Annotated in this window: 15 protein-coding genes; 12 read left to right on the forward strand and 3 right to left on the reverse strand. The window is 32.6% G+C overall.

Annotated elements, in window-relative coordinates; genetic code table 11:
- Positions 1-1,539, forward strand: a complete 1,539-nt coding sequence (ptsG, locus tag MHB47_RS01600) for a glucose-specific PTS transporter subunit IIBC (RefSeq protein ID WP_340754621.1) — start codon at positions 1-3, stop codon at positions 1,537-1,539.
- 134 nt (positions 1,540-1,673) lie between these two features.
- On the forward strand, positions 1,674-2,396 hold the full coding sequence (gene nagB / locus MHB47_RS01605) for a glucosamine-6-phosphate deaminase (protein ID WP_002506555.1): 723 nt from the start codon (positions 1,674-1,676) through the stop codon (positions 2,394-2,396).
- Positions 2,397-2,645: 249 nt separating this feature from the next.
- Here the strand turns inward: nagB and MHB47_RS01610 are convergent, their stop codons facing one another.
- Positions 2,646-3,896, reverse strand: a complete 1,251-nt coding sequence (locus MHB47_RS01610; RefSeq protein WP_340754623.1) for an aminoacyltransferase — start codon at positions 3,894-3,896, stop codon at positions 2,646-2,648.
- A gap of 365 nt (positions 3,897-4,261) precedes the next feature.
- The gene (locus MHB47_RS01615; protein ID WP_340754625.1) at positions 4,262-5,473 is read right to left on the reverse strand and encodes an ROK family protein; all 1,212 of its coding nucleotides are present in this window, start codon (positions 5,471-5,473) and stop codon (positions 4,262-4,264) included.
- A gap of 145 nt (positions 5,474-5,618) precedes the next feature.
- Between MHB47_RS01615 and MHB47_RS01620 the strand changes: the two genes are divergently transcribed.
- The 8 genes from MHB47_RS01620 to MHB47_RS01655 all read left to right on the forward strand — a co-directional run bounded on the left by MHB47_RS01620 (position 5,619) and on the right by MHB47_RS01655 (position 12,859).
- The gene (locus tag MHB47_RS01620; protein ID WP_340754628.1) at positions 5,619-6,947 is read left to right on the forward strand and encodes a PTS sugar transporter subunit IIC; all 1,329 of its coding nucleotides are present in this window, start codon (positions 5,619-5,621) and stop codon (positions 6,945-6,947) included.
- 13 nt (positions 6,948-6,960) lie between these two features.
- Positions 6,961-7,857, forward strand: coding sequence for a DUF7916 family protein (locus MHB47_RS01625; RefSeq protein ID WP_069833127.1), 897 nt, complete (start codon positions 6,961-6,963; stop codon positions 7,855-7,857).
- A gap of 30 nt (positions 7,858-7,887) precedes the next feature.
- Positions 7,888-8,208 (forward strand): PTS sugar transporter subunit IIB, encoded by a 321-nt coding sequence (locus MHB47_RS01630; protein WP_340754632.1) that lies wholly within the window; start codon positions 7,888-7,890, stop codon positions 8,206-8,208.
- Positions 8,209-8,218: 10 nt separating this feature from the next.
- Positions 8,219-8,539 carry a PTS lactose/cellobiose transporter subunit IIA gene (locus MHB47_RS01635; RefSeq protein WP_340754635.1) on the forward strand — a complete coding sequence of 107 codons (321 nt, stop codon included), beginning with the start codon at positions 8,219-8,221 and terminating at the stop codon, positions 8,537-8,539.
- A 249-nt stretch (positions 8,540-8,788) separates the two neighbouring features.
- Positions 8,789-10,732, forward strand: coding sequence for a BglG family transcription antiterminator (locus tag MHB47_RS01640; protein WP_340754636.1), 1,944 nt, complete (start codon positions 8,789-8,791; stop codon positions 10,730-10,732).
- 14 nt (positions 10,733-10,746) lie between these two features.
- Positions 10,747-11,187, forward strand: coding sequence for a PTS sugar transporter subunit IIA (locus MHB47_RS01645; protein WP_340754638.1), 441 nt, complete (start codon positions 10,747-10,749; stop codon positions 11,185-11,187).
- Between the two features lie 5 nt (positions 11,188-11,192).
- A complete protein-coding gene (locus MHB47_RS01650) occupies positions 11,193-11,477 on the forward strand; it encodes a PTS sugar transporter subunit IIB (RefSeq protein WP_002506566.1) in 285 nt (94 codons plus the stop codon).
- 23 nt (positions 11,478-11,500) lie between these two features.
- Entirely contained in the window at positions 11,501-12,859 is a 1,359-nt protein-coding gene (locus MHB47_RS01655; RefSeq protein ID WP_340754641.1) for a PTS ascorbate transporter subunit IIC, read from the forward strand.
- A gap of 103 nt (positions 12,860-12,962) precedes the next feature.
- On the opposite strand, the gene MHB47_RS01660 is transcribed toward MHB47_RS01655, so the two are convergent.
- The gene (locus tag MHB47_RS01660; protein ID WP_002506568.1) at positions 12,963-13,319 is read right to left on the reverse strand and encodes an MmcQ/YjbR family DNA-binding protein; all 357 of its coding nucleotides are present in this window, start codon (positions 13,317-13,319) and stop codon (positions 12,963-12,965) included.
- Between the two features lie 190 nt (positions 13,320-13,509).
- On the opposite strand from MHB47_RS01660, the gene MHB47_RS01665 reads away from it, so the two are divergent.
- Together MHB47_RS01665 and galU are read left to right on the forward strand one after the other, a co-directional pair.
- Positions 13,510-15,006, forward strand: a complete 1,497-nt coding sequence (locus MHB47_RS01665) for a glycosyltransferase (protein WP_340754644.1) — start codon at positions 13,510-13,512, stop codon at positions 15,004-15,006.
- Positions 15,007-15,076: 70 nt separating this feature from the next.
- Complete coding sequence (gene galU / locus MHB47_RS01670) at positions 15,077-15,940, forward strand: UTP--glucose-1-phosphate uridylyltransferase GalU (RefSeq protein ID WP_340754646.1); 864 nt, start codon at positions 15,077-15,079, stop codon at positions 15,938-15,940.
- The last annotated feature ends 52 nt before the right edge of the window (positions 15,941-15,992 follow it).

Consider the following 15,992-nt stretch of genomic DNA (forward strand, 5'->3'; position numbering starts at 1 on the left):
ATGAGTAAGCTATTTGAGAAAGCACAGCAATTCGGTAAGTCCTTTATGTTACCTATAGCAATTTTACCGGCAGCCGGTTTATTGTTAGGTATTGGTGGCGCATTAAGTAATCCAAATACAATCAAAGCATATCCTTTATTGGATATTGAACTATTACAAAATATATTTATATTAATGTCATCTGCAGGTAATATTGTCTTCCAAAATTTACCTGTCATTTTTGCAGTAGGTGTTGCGATTGGTTTAGCCAAAAGTGATAAAGGAACAGCAGGTTTAGCTGCCATGTTAGGGTTCCTCATTATGAATGCTTCAATGAATGGTTTGTTAATTATTACAGATACATTAGCAGACGGTAATTTAGCTAAAGAAGGGCAAAGTACAGTCCTTGGAATACAAACAGTGGAAACAGGTGTATTTGGCGGTATTATAACCGGCATCATGACAGCGCTTTTACATAATAAGTTCCATAAAATATCCTTGCCAACCTATTTAGGCTTCTTTGGTGGTTCGCGTTTTGTGCCTATTATCACAGCATTAGGTTCTATTATATTAGGTGTCGTGATGTTCTTTATTTGGCCAACTGTGCAAGGTTGGATATTTGGTGTTGGAGGACTTGTAGATAAAACAGGAGTTATTGGTACTTTTTTCTTTGGTTTTATTTTAAGGCTTTTGGGACCATTTGGTTTACATCATATTTTTTACTTACCATTTTGGCAGACAGCACTGGGTGGTACTTTAGAAGTGAAAGGACAAATTGTACAAGGTACACAAAATATCTTTTTTGCTCAATTGGGTGATCCTGATGTTACTAAATATTATTCAGGTGTATCAAGATATATGTCAGGTAGATTCATTACTATGATGTTTGGTTTATGTGGTGCTGCATTGGCAATCTACCATACTGCAAAGCCAGAACGTAAAAAAGTCGTTGGCGGATTAATGTTATCTGCAGCGTTAACATCATTTTTAACAGGAATTACAGAACCATTAGAATTCAGTTTCTTATTTGTAGCACCGGTTCTTTATGTCATACATGCCTTTTTAGATGGTTTAGCGTTTATGCTCGCAGACATATTTAATATTACGATTGGTCAAACATTTAGTGGTGGTTTCATTGATTATCTATTATTTGGTATATTGCAGGGCAATGCTAAGACGAATTTCTTGTGGGTAATTCCAATAGGTATCGTTTGGTTTATGCTTTATTATATTATATTCAGATTTTGCATCACGAAATTTAATTTCAAAACACCTGGGCGTGAAGAAGGCGAAGCGGCTGAAACAGTAGAAGCAACTGATCGTGCTAAAACGATCATTCAAGGTCTTGGTGGTAAAGAGAATATTGATGTCGTTGATTGTTGCGCAACAAGATTAAGAGTGACCTTAAAGACTAATCAAGATGTTGATAGAAAAGTATTAGAGTCGACCGAGGCAAGAGGCGTGATTCAGAAGGGTAACGGCGTTCAAATTGTTTATGGCCCCCATGTAACTACGATAAAAAATGAAGTAGAAGAACTATTAGATAGTCGACAGTCATAAACAGGCGTATAATGGTATTGTATGCATGATTCATTTTATATTAATTTGATAAAAAACAGATAATTATGTAATATAGGATATTAAATGTTAATTATGAAAATATATAGTGATATTAGAAAGAATGGGGTAGAAATATGAACGTTATAAATTTGAAAGATCGCACAACGGCGAGTCAATATGTTGCTATAGAACTTTTAAAACAAATAAAGTCGCAACCTAATGCTGTGTTAGGTCTTGCTACGGGAAGTACAATGATTGATATTTATAAATACTTATCGGAATTAATTAATGTTAATCACACAAAATTAAATGATGTGGTGACATTTAATTTAGATGAGTATATTGGGTTAGCGGCAGATCACGAACAAAGTTATCATGCTTATATGAAAGAGAATTTATTCAATCATAATAGCACTTGGAATGAAGACAATATCTATTTACCTAAAGGTGATGCAGAAGATGTAGAAAAAGAATGTATAGCTTATGAGCAATGTATACAAGATGCAGGGCCAGCAGACATTCAAATTTTAGGTATCGGTGAAAACGGACATATTGGTTTTAATGAGCCATTTTCATCATTTGAAAGTGAAACACGCGTAGTAGATTTAACGGATTCAACAATCAAAGCCAACAGTCAACACTTCGATAATATTGAAGATGTACCTAAACAAGCTATTTCAATGGGCTTAGCATCTATCATGAATGCGAAGCGTATCATTCTGATAGCGTTTGGAAGTAATAAACAAGAAGCAATCCAACAATTACTGGATGGTAAAGTGTCAGAATCACTTCCTGCTTCAATCTTGCACCAACATCCGAATGTAGAAGTTATCGTTGATGACTCAGCTTTAAATTAAATAAATATACAGAAGACGATACAAGTTTGTATTGGTTTAGAATGTCGACAAAGTTTATGACTTTGTTGGCATTTTTTTGTGCGCGCTGTCCGCGGGTGCAACCTCAGCCTATAGTATTCGGGTTATTCAGAAATTGGCCTAAGGCGCTGCCATTTTCAAGAAATATTAAATAATGAGATAAATGAACAAAAATAGATTCAAAACCAAATACCATTACAGCGTTTGGTTTTGAATCTAGCTGAATCTAATTCATTTAACGTGTCTATTTTTATTTAATAAATATAGTTTATATAAATATTTTCTGATTGGAATTATAAAATCGCCAATATATTCTTCTACGTGTGCATTAAAGCCTTTTTTAAATTGCTGTACGCCATAATCTTCAGAAGTTTCACTGAAGTCTCCAGTAATGCCATAAAAATTATATCTTGGAATAGCATTATTTATGGCAAATGTAATCATATCCCATTGCAAACGATAAGATCCCATAAATTGGTTGTATTTAGGATTAGAACCACTAGATAGGTAATAAACTTCATCTTTCGTGTATATATAAAATGCAGCAGCTAAATTCAAGATATTTCCTTCTGTTGAAATTAATTCAATCGTCTCATTAATTTTTCTTTCGTAACTCTTTTGTTGTTGCGTTAACTGGTTCAATTTCATTTTTGTTTTTTTAGAATTAGTGTTTTCTTGTAATTTATTCTCTAAATTTTTAATTTCTAAAAGAAGGTTAGCGTTTTTCTTTTGCAATTGCTGCTTATAATTTTCTAAATTGATATACGCGAGTTTTAACATAGAATGATTAGCATAAATTTTTTGCATTTCCTCAAAATAAGCTTTATCTCTAAATTTAAAATTATGCTTTTCTTCTGCCATTTGAAATAGTTCAAAGAATACATCGGTTTCTGAAATATCCAATGTTTTTATTTCCACACCCATTTCAAAAGTTTTTTTAATATTACGACGTGTCTGATAATCCATTTCTTTTAATATGGTACTTTCACTCTTATCTTTTAAATTTAAAACAGATAACCATCTAATTTGGCTAGTAGTAGAGTAACCAATACTATAACCTTGATGGGCATAACCTAATTTTGATAATGCATTTTTAAGCTTTTCATTATCATAGTGTTTGATTATTTTTCCATCAGCATCTCTAATATTTTCTAAAATATATGGATCTATTAAAGCGAATAATGCTTTTTGAGTTTTTAAATATACTTTTAAATTTTCAAAAAAGAATTTAATTAATATTGGATTACTATAATCTAAAACTGGACCTCTGTGAGAATAAAAGTATTTAAAAAACCTTAATGCCCTAGCTTCTGTTAATAGACAAGCTGCTATTACTTTCTTATCTTGTTTAACACCTATTAAATGTACATCCTTCTTCTTATTATTTCTATAATGAAAATGAGAAGTAGACTGGGTATAATGCACAAAGTTTTGATTAATAAAATCAGTGAATTCTTTTTCTGTTAATTCTACGAAGTTCATCTTTTCACCTATTTCTTAAATGATAAGAAACCTGGATAAGTAGTCCAGGTCTCCAGGATCTAGTGGATTTATAAACATTATGAGTTTATTACAATAAAATTCTAACATGTAATATTACAATTATATACACTTGCATATAAAAGTTACGAAAATCGTTACAATTAAAAAATATAAAAAATTGGGGGAGTAAAAGGAATGCAAGGGTTGAAATGCTATTAAAGAACTATATATATATTCATTTATGATGACGTAGTTGTAATATAAATACATTTTATATTAGTCAGCTATTACCTATAAAATAACCGAGTCTGTGACATGTATTTATGTGTCAGACTCGGTTGTTGAACTATCATATTTGGCTTCATTTATACTTCTGACCAAATTAAATGTTGGTGGATGGCAAGGGCACAGGCACCTTTTGCACCATTAATAGGCTGATACGACTTCATTTGAAAATCAATTTTACCTAATCCACCGTATAAGTTTTGGTAACTTAAATATTCTTTTAAAATGACATCTGTAATATCATTGTTAAATAATGGACCATGCAAATAAATTTTATTGGTATCTACTAACATGGTTAAATTATTGAGCGTAATTGCGACTGCACGCATAGCATCTTTGATAATTTGTACGATGCCACTATCGCCTAAACGATACGCTTCTATAACAGTATCTAAAGTTATATCATTTGAGTCTGCTACTAAACTTGTGAGATAGGTACTTTGAGCACTTCTATAAATAACTTTAGCTTTATTTATAATATTCATACCACCTAAATAGTTTTGTAAGCACCCTCTACGACCACATTCACAGCGTTCACCGTCTGGATGGATGATGGTATGTCCGACTTCCCCTACAGAAAAATTGGAAACTCCATATAAATTACCACGGTACATACTAGATGAAAAAATCCCTTTTACAGCATGGAAGAAGATGAAATTTTCGCCATCATTTTCTGATGTAAGTAAATGTTCATATAGACTCATACAATGTACGTTATTTTCTAAAAATACAGGCAGGTCAATATGAGAAAGTAAATTTTTCAAATCAAAACCGGACCAATCACTATTCGAAGCAATTTGTTGATCTGTTTCATCAAAGTGACCTGGTAAAGCAATGCCAACTGCTTGAATATTATAAGTTGCATGTTGTTTTAAGAAATGATTAAGTTCTTCCAATATAAAGTTTGGAGTAATTTTTTTTAAGAATTGTGTTGTAGTAATATCAATCATATTCTGATCAACGATATTGCCAAGATTGTCAGTTAAACATAACGTTACAAAATCTCTGGCTAATTCAATACCAACATAGTAATTGTATTTATTACAAATTGTAAGTAATATTTTTTTGCGTCCTGACGTTTTTTTAGTATCAATATCGTAATGATCAACTTCAATATCCGTAGATTTAATGAGATTATCTTGTATTAGTTCTGCGGTTACTGCAGTTGTTGTTGCTGGTGTGATTCCTGTATTTCTTGCTATGTCAACTCTTGATATAGGGCCACGTACGTATATTTCATTTAAAATTTGGCCACGTATCATTCGCTGTTTATTTGTCATGTTTGCTTTCATTTTTATCACCATAATTTCTTAATACTCTTATTATTATATTAAAAATAAAAAGTTGCAACTATATTGACACATAATTGATTATAAATTATAATTAATTAAAACATTGAAAGCGTTTTCAAAATCGAATCTACGATGGGGTGTTGATGTGAGTAAATTTAATGACGCATTAGAAAAACATTTGTTACCAGTCGCTTCTAAATTGGGGTCTAATAAAATTTTGATTTCAATGAGAGATGGTATTATCGTTGCAATGCCTTTGATTATTATTGGTTCATTATTTTTAGTAATCAGTGGTATTGCGATACCGGGCTGGATAGAGTGGCTAGAAGCACAGGGGATTCAACCATATTTAATGAAAGCAGTGAATGGGACATTCGGATTAATGGGACTAGTTGCAAGTTTTGGTGTCGCACATAGTATTGCCCGGCAATATAATACAGACGGGGTTTCAGCCGGTATTATTGCGATGTCAGCATTTTTAGTTGTCACACCGAATGTAATGACTGGAGATAAAGTACCTGAAGAAGCAATACCTCAAATATATATGGGAAGTCAGGGTTTATTCGTAGCACTTATTATTGGTATTATTTCAGGGTTAATTTTTCAGTGGTTTATCAATAGAAACATTAGAATCAAAATGCCAGATCAAGTACCACCAGCAGTAGCACAGAGTTTTAGTGCATTAATACCTGGGGCAGTTATTATCATATTATGGCTTGCTGTATATATCGCATTGGATAATTTACCGTTTGGCAACATCCATGAATTGATTGTTAATACATTAGGCGTACCGTTAAGTCTGATGGGAGGCAGCTTGATCGGTACCATTATCTTAGTTGGTCTTAATAGTGCTTTTTGGTTTGTTGGTATCCATGGTGCAAACGTAGTAAATGCAGTTATGCAACCAATTTGGTTGAAAAATATTGATGAAAACCGTCTAGCATATCAAGCCAATCCACACGGAGACTTACCGCATATCATAACGCAGCCATTTATTGATAATTTTGTATTTATGGGTGGCGGTGGCTCAACAATAGGACTAGTCATCGTAATTGCGATATTAGCTTTTAAAAAACGTTCCAGTAAAATCACAAAAACGATGGCACCACTTACTTTAATGCCGGGAATATTTAATATTAATGAACCAACATTGTTTGGTTTGCCTGTTGTACTTAATGTGAGATTAATTATTCCATTTGTATTAGCACCAATGATTAATGCGACCATAACTTATTTCGCAATGTCGAGTGGTCTTGTACACCTTACAAATGGTACAGCAATGCCATGGACGATACCACCTATCATCAGTGGATTTTTAGCGACAGGGCATTATAGTGGTTCATTGGTTCAAATTGTCTGTATCATTATCGATATTTTACTCTATTATCCATTTTATAGAGCAATGGAGAAATATAATTTATATTTAGAAGATAAAGAAGTAAACGGAAAAAAAGAAACGGAAGAACCAAAATAAAGGAGTAGATAATATGGTTAAGAGATTATTAAGTGCTAATGCCTCAGAAATAGTGAAAATGACGGCTGAAGAATTAAAACAAAGTATTAAAGCAAGTGATGGTCGCGTTGTTTTAGCAGAGAATGTTGTTACGCGTACACCAGTGACACCCGACATAACAAATGCAGAACTATCACGTGCATTCGGAGCAGATTTGATTTTATTAAATGGATTAGACGCGTTCAATCCTAAAGTAGAAAACATAGACGAGAAAAAACATGTCATTAAAGAATTAAGACGTCTTGTTGCAAGACCTATAGGTGTCAATTTAGAACCAGTAGATGAGCAAGCGAGCATGGCAGAAGAAAAATTAAATATTGCTAAAGGACGACAAGCAAGTCCGAAAACAGTCAAAGCTTTAGAAAAATTAGGCATAAACTTTATTTGCATGACCGGAAATCCAGGTACTGGCGTATCTAATGAAAAAATTGTTGGTGCAATTGCTGAGACAAGAGCAAATTTTTCAGGATTGATTATAGCCGGAAAAATGCACAGTGCAGGTGTAGATGAACCTGTAATTACTAAAGCATATGTTGAAAAATTTATTGATGCAGGTGCTGATATTATTTTAGTACCATCTATTGGAACAGTTCCAGGATTTGATGAAGCACAATTAAAAGACATAGTGAAAGCAGTCCATCATCATGGTGGTTTAGTCATGTCAGCAATAGGGACAAGTCAAGAGAGTTCTGACGCCAGTACAATTAGGGACTTCGCAATTCGAAATAAAATATGCGGTGTGGATATTCAACATATTGGTGACGCAGGCTATGGCGGTTTAGCTCCTGTAGAAAATATTTTTGAATTAAGTAAAGCGATACGTGGACAACGCCACACATTATCCATGATAGCGAGATCAATTAACAGATAGGGTATAGTAATAATAAATGGAGGGATTTATATGGCAGAAAAAACAATAATGCTTGTATGTGCAGCTGGAATGAGTACAAGTATGTTAGTTCAGAAAATGCAAAAAGAAGCTGAAAAACAAGATTTAGACCGTGAAATATTTGCAGTTTCAACGACAGAAGCGGATCAAAAAATTGAAGATGCTCAAGTAGATATTTTGTTATTAGGTCCACAGGTCCGTTTTAAAAAAGATGAATATACTAAAAAATGTGCAGACAAAAACATACCTGTAGAAGTCATTGAAATGACGGATTACGGTACGATGAACGGCGCAAACGTATTAAGTGCAGCTGAACGTTTAATGAGCGAATAGGGGTGGAACAATGACTGAAGAAGAGAGGAATTTGGAATTTGCGATGTCGCTCATTGCTTATAGTGGTGATGCTAAAAGTCATGCGATGGAAGCCATATTTGCAGCTAAAAAAAGTGCGTTTGATGAAGCGGAAACAAAACTGAAACAAGCTGAAGATGCTTTGCTTGAAGCACATCATGTACAAACGCATATGTTAACAAAGGAAGCACAAGGTGAACATATCAACTTGACGCTGTTAACAGTGCATAGTCAAGACCATTTAATGACGGCAATCACTTTTAAAGATATTGCCCAAGAAATGATAGATTTATATAAAGAAGTAAAAAAATAATAAATAATTGTATGATTTGTTATGCTAGTGAATCAATGTCAGCAAAAGATGTAAAAGTTTAATTACTTTTACATCTTTTTTATTTTAAAAAATAAACAAAAAAGTATCAAAATAGGTCAATGCATTTTATAATTAAAAAATAGTATTTTTTATTTAGATGTGCAACTTTTCGTATTGTGAGACGAAATAGATTACACATCCACACGTACAAGAAAGCGGTTACAATATAACTGTAAGGAGGTTGCTGATGTGTTAAGCAAGAGACAACATCATATATTAACGTACTTACTTGAACGTGAAGCCTTTGTTCAAATTCATAATTTAGCAACAGAGTTCAATGTATCTGAAAGAACAATCCAATATGATCTTGAATACATTGAAACTATGGAAGATAAATTAGATTTAACGATTGATCGGAATAAATATGAGGGGATAAAGATTACAACAACAGCGCTTCAGTTGGCAACATTAGAGCCGAAATATACAGGAACATCGATGCATTATTCAAAGAAAGAACGCATATTATATATCACTTTGAAGTTGTTTGAATCGATTGAACCCACCTCATCCCAAGTATTAGCAACATTGGTTTCAGTAACACGTCGTACAATTGTTGAAGATTTAAAAAATGTTCAATCTTGGTTAGAAGAAAACGATTTGTTTCTTGAGTACAAGAAAAATAAAGGGTTTGTAATTCAGGGTGAGGAAAATGCTTATCGTAAAGCCTATGCCACACGTGTACATGAATATTTTCAAACACACACACATCACATGGGTCATCAACTTTTTTCGAATAAAGAGTTAGAACAAATTCGTTTAACAGTAACTTCTATATTATTAGATGCAAAATATCAATTAGTTCAAAGTGCAATTGATGGATTGATTTATCACATTTTGATTGCGCTTCATCGTACAAATGAACATTTTGCTTTCGATATACCTGATAAAGAGTATGAAAAGCTCGCTAAAACAGAGCAATTTCATATTGCACTTAAAATTAAAGGAAAATTAGAAGCTATTTTTCAGATTGAATTTCCAAAAAGTGAGGCAGCTTTTATTACTTTACATTTACTGGGTGCTAAAACGTCAGAAGTGAATGAACTCAATCAACAAATAGACGATTTAGAGATATTAACAGAACAATTGATTGAACGTATGAGTGGTGAGTTAGGACTAGATTTAATGTCTGATAGCAAATTAGCAAATGGTTTAATCGTACATTTGAGACCTGCAATTCATCGATTGAAGTTTGATATGACGCATGCGAACCCTTTAAATAAGGAGATTCATGCGCAGTATCACCATATTATAGAAGGAATTAAAAGGCATGTATGGGGCATTGAAGAAAATTACCAAATCGACTTTACTGATGATGAATTATCGTATATCACACTGCATTTTGCTTCTGCGATTGAACGGATTTCAGCAGTGACAACAAATGCCATTAAAGTCGTGTTACTTTGTGGATCAGGTATAGGAACATCTCAATTATTAAAAAGTAGGATGGATCATATTTATCCAGAATTAGAAATTGTAGATGCTTATTCTATATATGAAATAGATGAAGTAATGCTAAAACATGAAGGTATTGATTATATCATTTCTACGGTTCCTTTTGAACAAGCAAGCGTACCAGTAATTAGGGTTTCACCATTTTTAAATAAAGATGATCGAAAGCAATTAAATGAAATTATTAACCATTCAAGAGAGCGATATGTAAATGATGTTAAAGGGCTAGGACCAACATTACAAGAAGTATTACCACAATCTCGAATATTGACACAACAGCAAACACTTTTAAGAAATGATGCAATTAGACAATGTGTATCACCGCTTGTAAATGATCAAATCGTAGATGAGGCCTATGCTGCTGACATTATTGAACAATTAGATGCATTTGGGCCTTATATGGTAATTAGTCCTCATATTGCATTGATTCATGCTAACCATAAACATGTTAAACAACCTGTAGGATTTAGTTTAGTTCATTTTAAAACGGGTGTGACCTTTAATCATCAGCAATATGATCCAGTGCATATCATTATTACATTAGCTACGGAGCAGCCGCAGATACATTTAAATGCTTTGCGACAATTTAGCGAGCTAATCATGGAGGAAGCAACGAGAGCAACACTGTTTTCTGGAAACATAGCAGATATCATGTCATGTATTCGTGATGTAAGTCAACATTAATAAGGGGGATATAAATGAGTCCGGAAATTTTATCATCGGATAAAGTACAGATACGAGATCGAGTGGATGATTGGAAACATGCAATTCGTGTTGCATCTGAACCTCTGCTAGAACAAGAGTACTTTAAACAACAATACATTGAAAAGATGATTTATAGCGTAGAAGAATTAGGACCCTATATTGTAATAGCACCTGAAATTGCAATAGCGCATGCTAGACCGAGTGATGATGTTAAAAAAATAGGATTAAGTTTATTGAAATTGAATCACCATATTAACTTTTCTGAAAATGGACATCATGCTTCTCTCGTGTTTGTATTAAGCGCTGTTGATAACGAAGGCCATTTAGAAATATTAAGGAATTTAGCAACTATCTTAGGAGATTCGAACACAGTTAATAAATTATTAGTAGCAACAGACATTGATGAAATAATAAATATATTTAAAGGAGAATGATGAAAATGAAAATTTTAGTTGTATGTGGTCACGGTTTAGGAAGTAGCTTTATGGTGGAAATGAATGCACAGGAAGCTTTGAAAAATTTAAATGCACCATCAGACATTAAAGTAGAACACAGTGATGTTATGTCTGCGAGTCCTGATATGGCAGATTTATTTATTTGCGGTAGAGATTTAGAAGAAAATACAAAGCACTTAGGGGACGTTATTGTTTTAGATAACATTCTAGATAAGGAAGAGTTACAAAATAAATTGAATGAGAAATTAAGTGATTTGAACATTTTATAAATTATAAGTAAGGGGGCAACGTTATGAAACCTATACTAGATTTTATCGTTGATATTTTGAGTCAACCTGCTATATTAGTTGCTTTAATCGCTTTGATAGGTCTAATTATGCAAAAAAAATCTGCCACTGACATCACGTCTGGTACGATTAAAACAATACTTGGATTTTTAGTGTTAAGCGCAGGGGCGAATGTTGTAACACAATCATTAGAACCATTTGGAAAAATATTCCAACACGCTTTTGGCGTGCAAGGTGTTGTACCTAATAATGAAGCAATTATTTCAATTGCTTTAGAACAATATGGCACAACAGCAGCATTAATTATGGTATTTGGGATGATTGTTAATATCATTATCGCACGTATTACGAATTTGAAATATATCTTTTTAACAGGTCATCATACATTTTATATGGCAGCCTTTTTAGCTATATTACTGTCAGTAGGTAATATCACTGGGACATTGACAGTAATCACGGGATCTATTATTTTAGGATTAATTATGGCCATATTACCAGCGTTAGCGCAACCAACGATGAAGAAAATAACTGGGACTAACCAAGTCGCTCTAGGTCACTTTGGTACGATCAGTTATTGGGCAGCTGGAGAGGTTGGAAAGTTATTTAAAGGAAAATCTAAATCAACTGAAGAAATTAATTTCCCTAAAGGCTTAAGCTTTTTAAGAGAAAGTACAATCAGTATTTCACTCACAATGACATTACTTTATTTTGTGGCAGCATTATTTGCAGGACCAACCTTCGTACATACAGAAATTAGTGACGGTCAAAACTTTATTGTATTTTCACTGATTCAAGGGGTTACTTTTGCAGCTGGTGTGTTTATCATATTAACAGGTGTACGCCTAATATTAGCTGAAATCGTGCCAGCGTTTAAAGGCATTTCTGAAAAATTAGTACCTAATACAAAACCAGCATTAGACTGTCCTATAGTCTTCCCTTATGCACAAAATGCTGTATTAATTGGCTTTTTTGTCAGCTTTATTGTTGGGGTCTTGGGCATGTTCGTCTTATTCTTATTTGGTGGCGTAGTTATACTTCCAGGCGTAGTAGCTCACTTCTTCTTAGGGGCAACTGCTGGCGTTTTTGGTAACGCACGTGGAGGTATTAGAGGTACAATAGCAGGTTCAGCATTAAATGGCTTGTTAATTACATTCTTACCACTACTGTTCTTGCCATTCCTAGGTGAACTTGGTGGCGCAGCAACGACATTCTCAGATACAGATTTCTTAGTCGTAGGTATTGTCTTTGGTAATATTGCTAAATATCTTGGACTTATCGGTATCGCCGTTTTAGTCTTAATCCTAGCAGCGGTAGCAATATTATTACAAAAACGTACGAATCAAAAAGAAGCAGAAGAACAGTAAAATTAAATAATTAAAATAAAACAGGTGAGCATCTTATAACTAAAGGATGCTCACCTGTTTTTAATATCAATTTAGTGTGAAGTTTTGCTGAAAATGAACAGAGTTAATGTGTTAGCTCAAAACTTTCTGCTATTAAATCTTTAATATGATTTATAGAGTTAATTTCATTTAAATTGATGCTTATCCAATTGGATTTATCCATGTGATAGGCTTTGTAAAACCCTTCTTTTTTTCTTAAAGGACCAATAAATTCTTGTCTGACTTTCAAATTCAATACATCTATTTCATCAGTGCCATTTAATCCTATTTTGTCTTGAGAAATATTCATCACTAAAGCAAACCATTTTTTGTTATCTTTATGTCTTAAAGCTGCAAAGTTCGAATAAGTTTGCCAAGGATAATCTGGTTTTACATCATACTTACGATTCACATAATTAAAAACTTCTTCTCTATCTAACATTATTTCACCTTCTTATTAATTATCTTCCCGTATTATTTTAATTTAATCTCTAGCGATATGTTAATGAATGAGCTATATAATTGTACGGAATTTTGCTTTTTCAAATAAATGTTTTCTTTCATATAAAAATCTTCATTTTATATGGTACACTATTGTTATTACAACTTATTATGTCAGGGGAGAGTCATAAGTGCTTTATACAATAACATCTACATTACCACCAGTTCATGGCGGAAGAACGAAAGCGTTGTTAAATAGAATTCAATTAATGCATGACGATTTAAATGAAACAAACACAATATTAACAACAAATTATAATCCTAACTATTATGAAGTTATTAAATCATTTGTGGAAAATAATAAATTAAATGCTCAAATCAGAGTAGAAAATATTTATGATTGGCTATCTGATTTTAAGTTATTATATAATCCACACTCTAATAGTGACACAATAGAATATCAGGAAGTTGAACGAGATATTGAAGGATTAACGAGTGAAATCAGAAAAAATAATAGTGATGTCGTTCGCTATTATGATGGTGATACATATGTTCTATATAGAAAATTCAGGCCAGGAAGTAATATTTTAGAATTCGAAGATTTTATGACACCTTATTGTAAAAAAAGAGTAGAGAGACATCAATATAATAATTATGGAGAATTGCATAAAAAAATTTATTTTTCTACTAAAAATTATGGGAAAATTGTCGAAAAGTTTTACGATCGAGAAGGTAATAAATATTGTGAAAAGTTTTTTGCTGATGATGAGAATACAACACTATTATTAGTTCAATTATATAAAGACGGTAAACATTTTAAAGCATTTGAAAACGAAAAACAGCTTTTTCAATATTATTTCCAAAATCGTTTAGAAGATGGAGATATTGTTTTTAATGACGCCAGACTTCTAGACGGAGCATTGCTACAACAAACGAATAATACGAAAAATGTATTGGTTTTTCACAATTCACATTTAGACGGCAGTAATGTAAAAAAATCATATAAATATGCACTTACAAATTCAGAACGTGTTACTAAATATTTAGTGTTAACGAACCATCAAAAAAAAGATATACAAAATTTATATTCTATTGAAGATGACCGTTTTGCTGTAATACCCCACTTTATTGAAGTGGCAGAGCCTTCGCGTGAACCATCAAGTTTTAAAGACCAATTTATCTATATAGGTAGATTTGGATTACAAAAACAATTAGACCATCTTATAAAGGCGTATAAATTATTTCGTGAAGCAGGTTACACAAGTAAATTAGTATTATATGGAAAAGATGAAGCAGATCAATTGAAAATGATTAAAGACTTAATAAATGAATATGCTTTAAATGAGTACGTAGAGATAAATGACTATACATCCAACCCATTAGCAGAATTTAAAGCTTCAAGAGCATCATTGTTAACAAGTGATTTTGAAGGATTTGGATTAACAATTATGGAAAGTATAGCAGTTGGATGCCCTGTCATTTCGTATGATGTTAAATATGGTCCCCGAGAAATAATTGAAAATGGACAGAACGGATACTTAGCCGAACCTAATAATATTTCATTTTTTGCAAAAAGCATGATGAAAATTGTTGATGAACCACTTTACAGCGTAAAAAATAATGAACGATTAAAACATCAAACAGCAATTGATAATTATGCTGAATTATTAAAGCAACTTAGACAATAGAAATTAAGCAAATATTAAATTTACCAAACGCAAAATGTGAATCTGTGTTTAGATATAGAGGAGAAAATTTATGCAAATTAAAAAAGCGATTATACCTGCGGCAGGTTTAGGTACAAGATTTTTACCAGCAACAAAGGCTATGCCGAAAGAAATGTTGCCAATATTAGATAAACCTACGATTCAATATATAGTTGAAGAAGCAGTGAATGCGGGTATAGAAGATATTATTATCGTTTCAGGTAAACATAAAAGGGCAATAGAAGATCATTTTGATAATCAAAGCGAACTTGAAATGATACTTAAATCTAAGGGCAAAATAGATTTATTAAATGCAGTACAATATTCAAGTAATTTAGCTAATATGTTCTATGTAAGACAAAAAGAACAAAAAGGTCTAGGTCACGCGATATGGTCAGCGAAGCAATTTATTGGTAATGAACCTTTTGCGGTATTATTGGGTGATGATATTGTGAAGTCAAATACACCAGCAATTAAGCAATTAATGAATCAATATGACAAAACTGGTAAACCAATCATTGGTGTGCAAACAGTGAATAAAAGTGAAACACACAGATATGGTATTGTGGATCCATTAGAATCAAATGATCGCTTATTTGGTGTTCGACAATTTGTAGAAAAACCTGAAAAAGGCACGGCACCATCAAACTTAGCAATCATGGGACGTTATGTATTAACACCAGAAATATTTGATTATTTAGAAAGCCAAGAAATAGGTACAGGTGGAGAAATACAATTAACAGATGCAATTGAACGGCTAAATAGTGACGATTGCGTTTATGCTTTCGATTTCGAAGGTAATCGCTATGATGTAGGTGAAAAATCAGGATTTGTCAAAACAACAATACAGTTTGCTTTAGATAATGAAGAAATGTCTGAAGATATAATCGATTTTATTAAATCTCTAAATTTATAATATAACTTAATACTTAAAAATCTCAACCAGTATTGGTTGAGATTTTTAAGTA

The sequence above is a fragment of the Staphylococcus sp. FSL K6-3157 genome, from assembly GCF_038005145.1.
In the GTDB taxonomy this organism is placed as follows: Bacteria; Bacillota; Bacilli; order Staphylococcales; family Staphylococcaceae; genus Staphylococcus; species Staphylococcus equorum.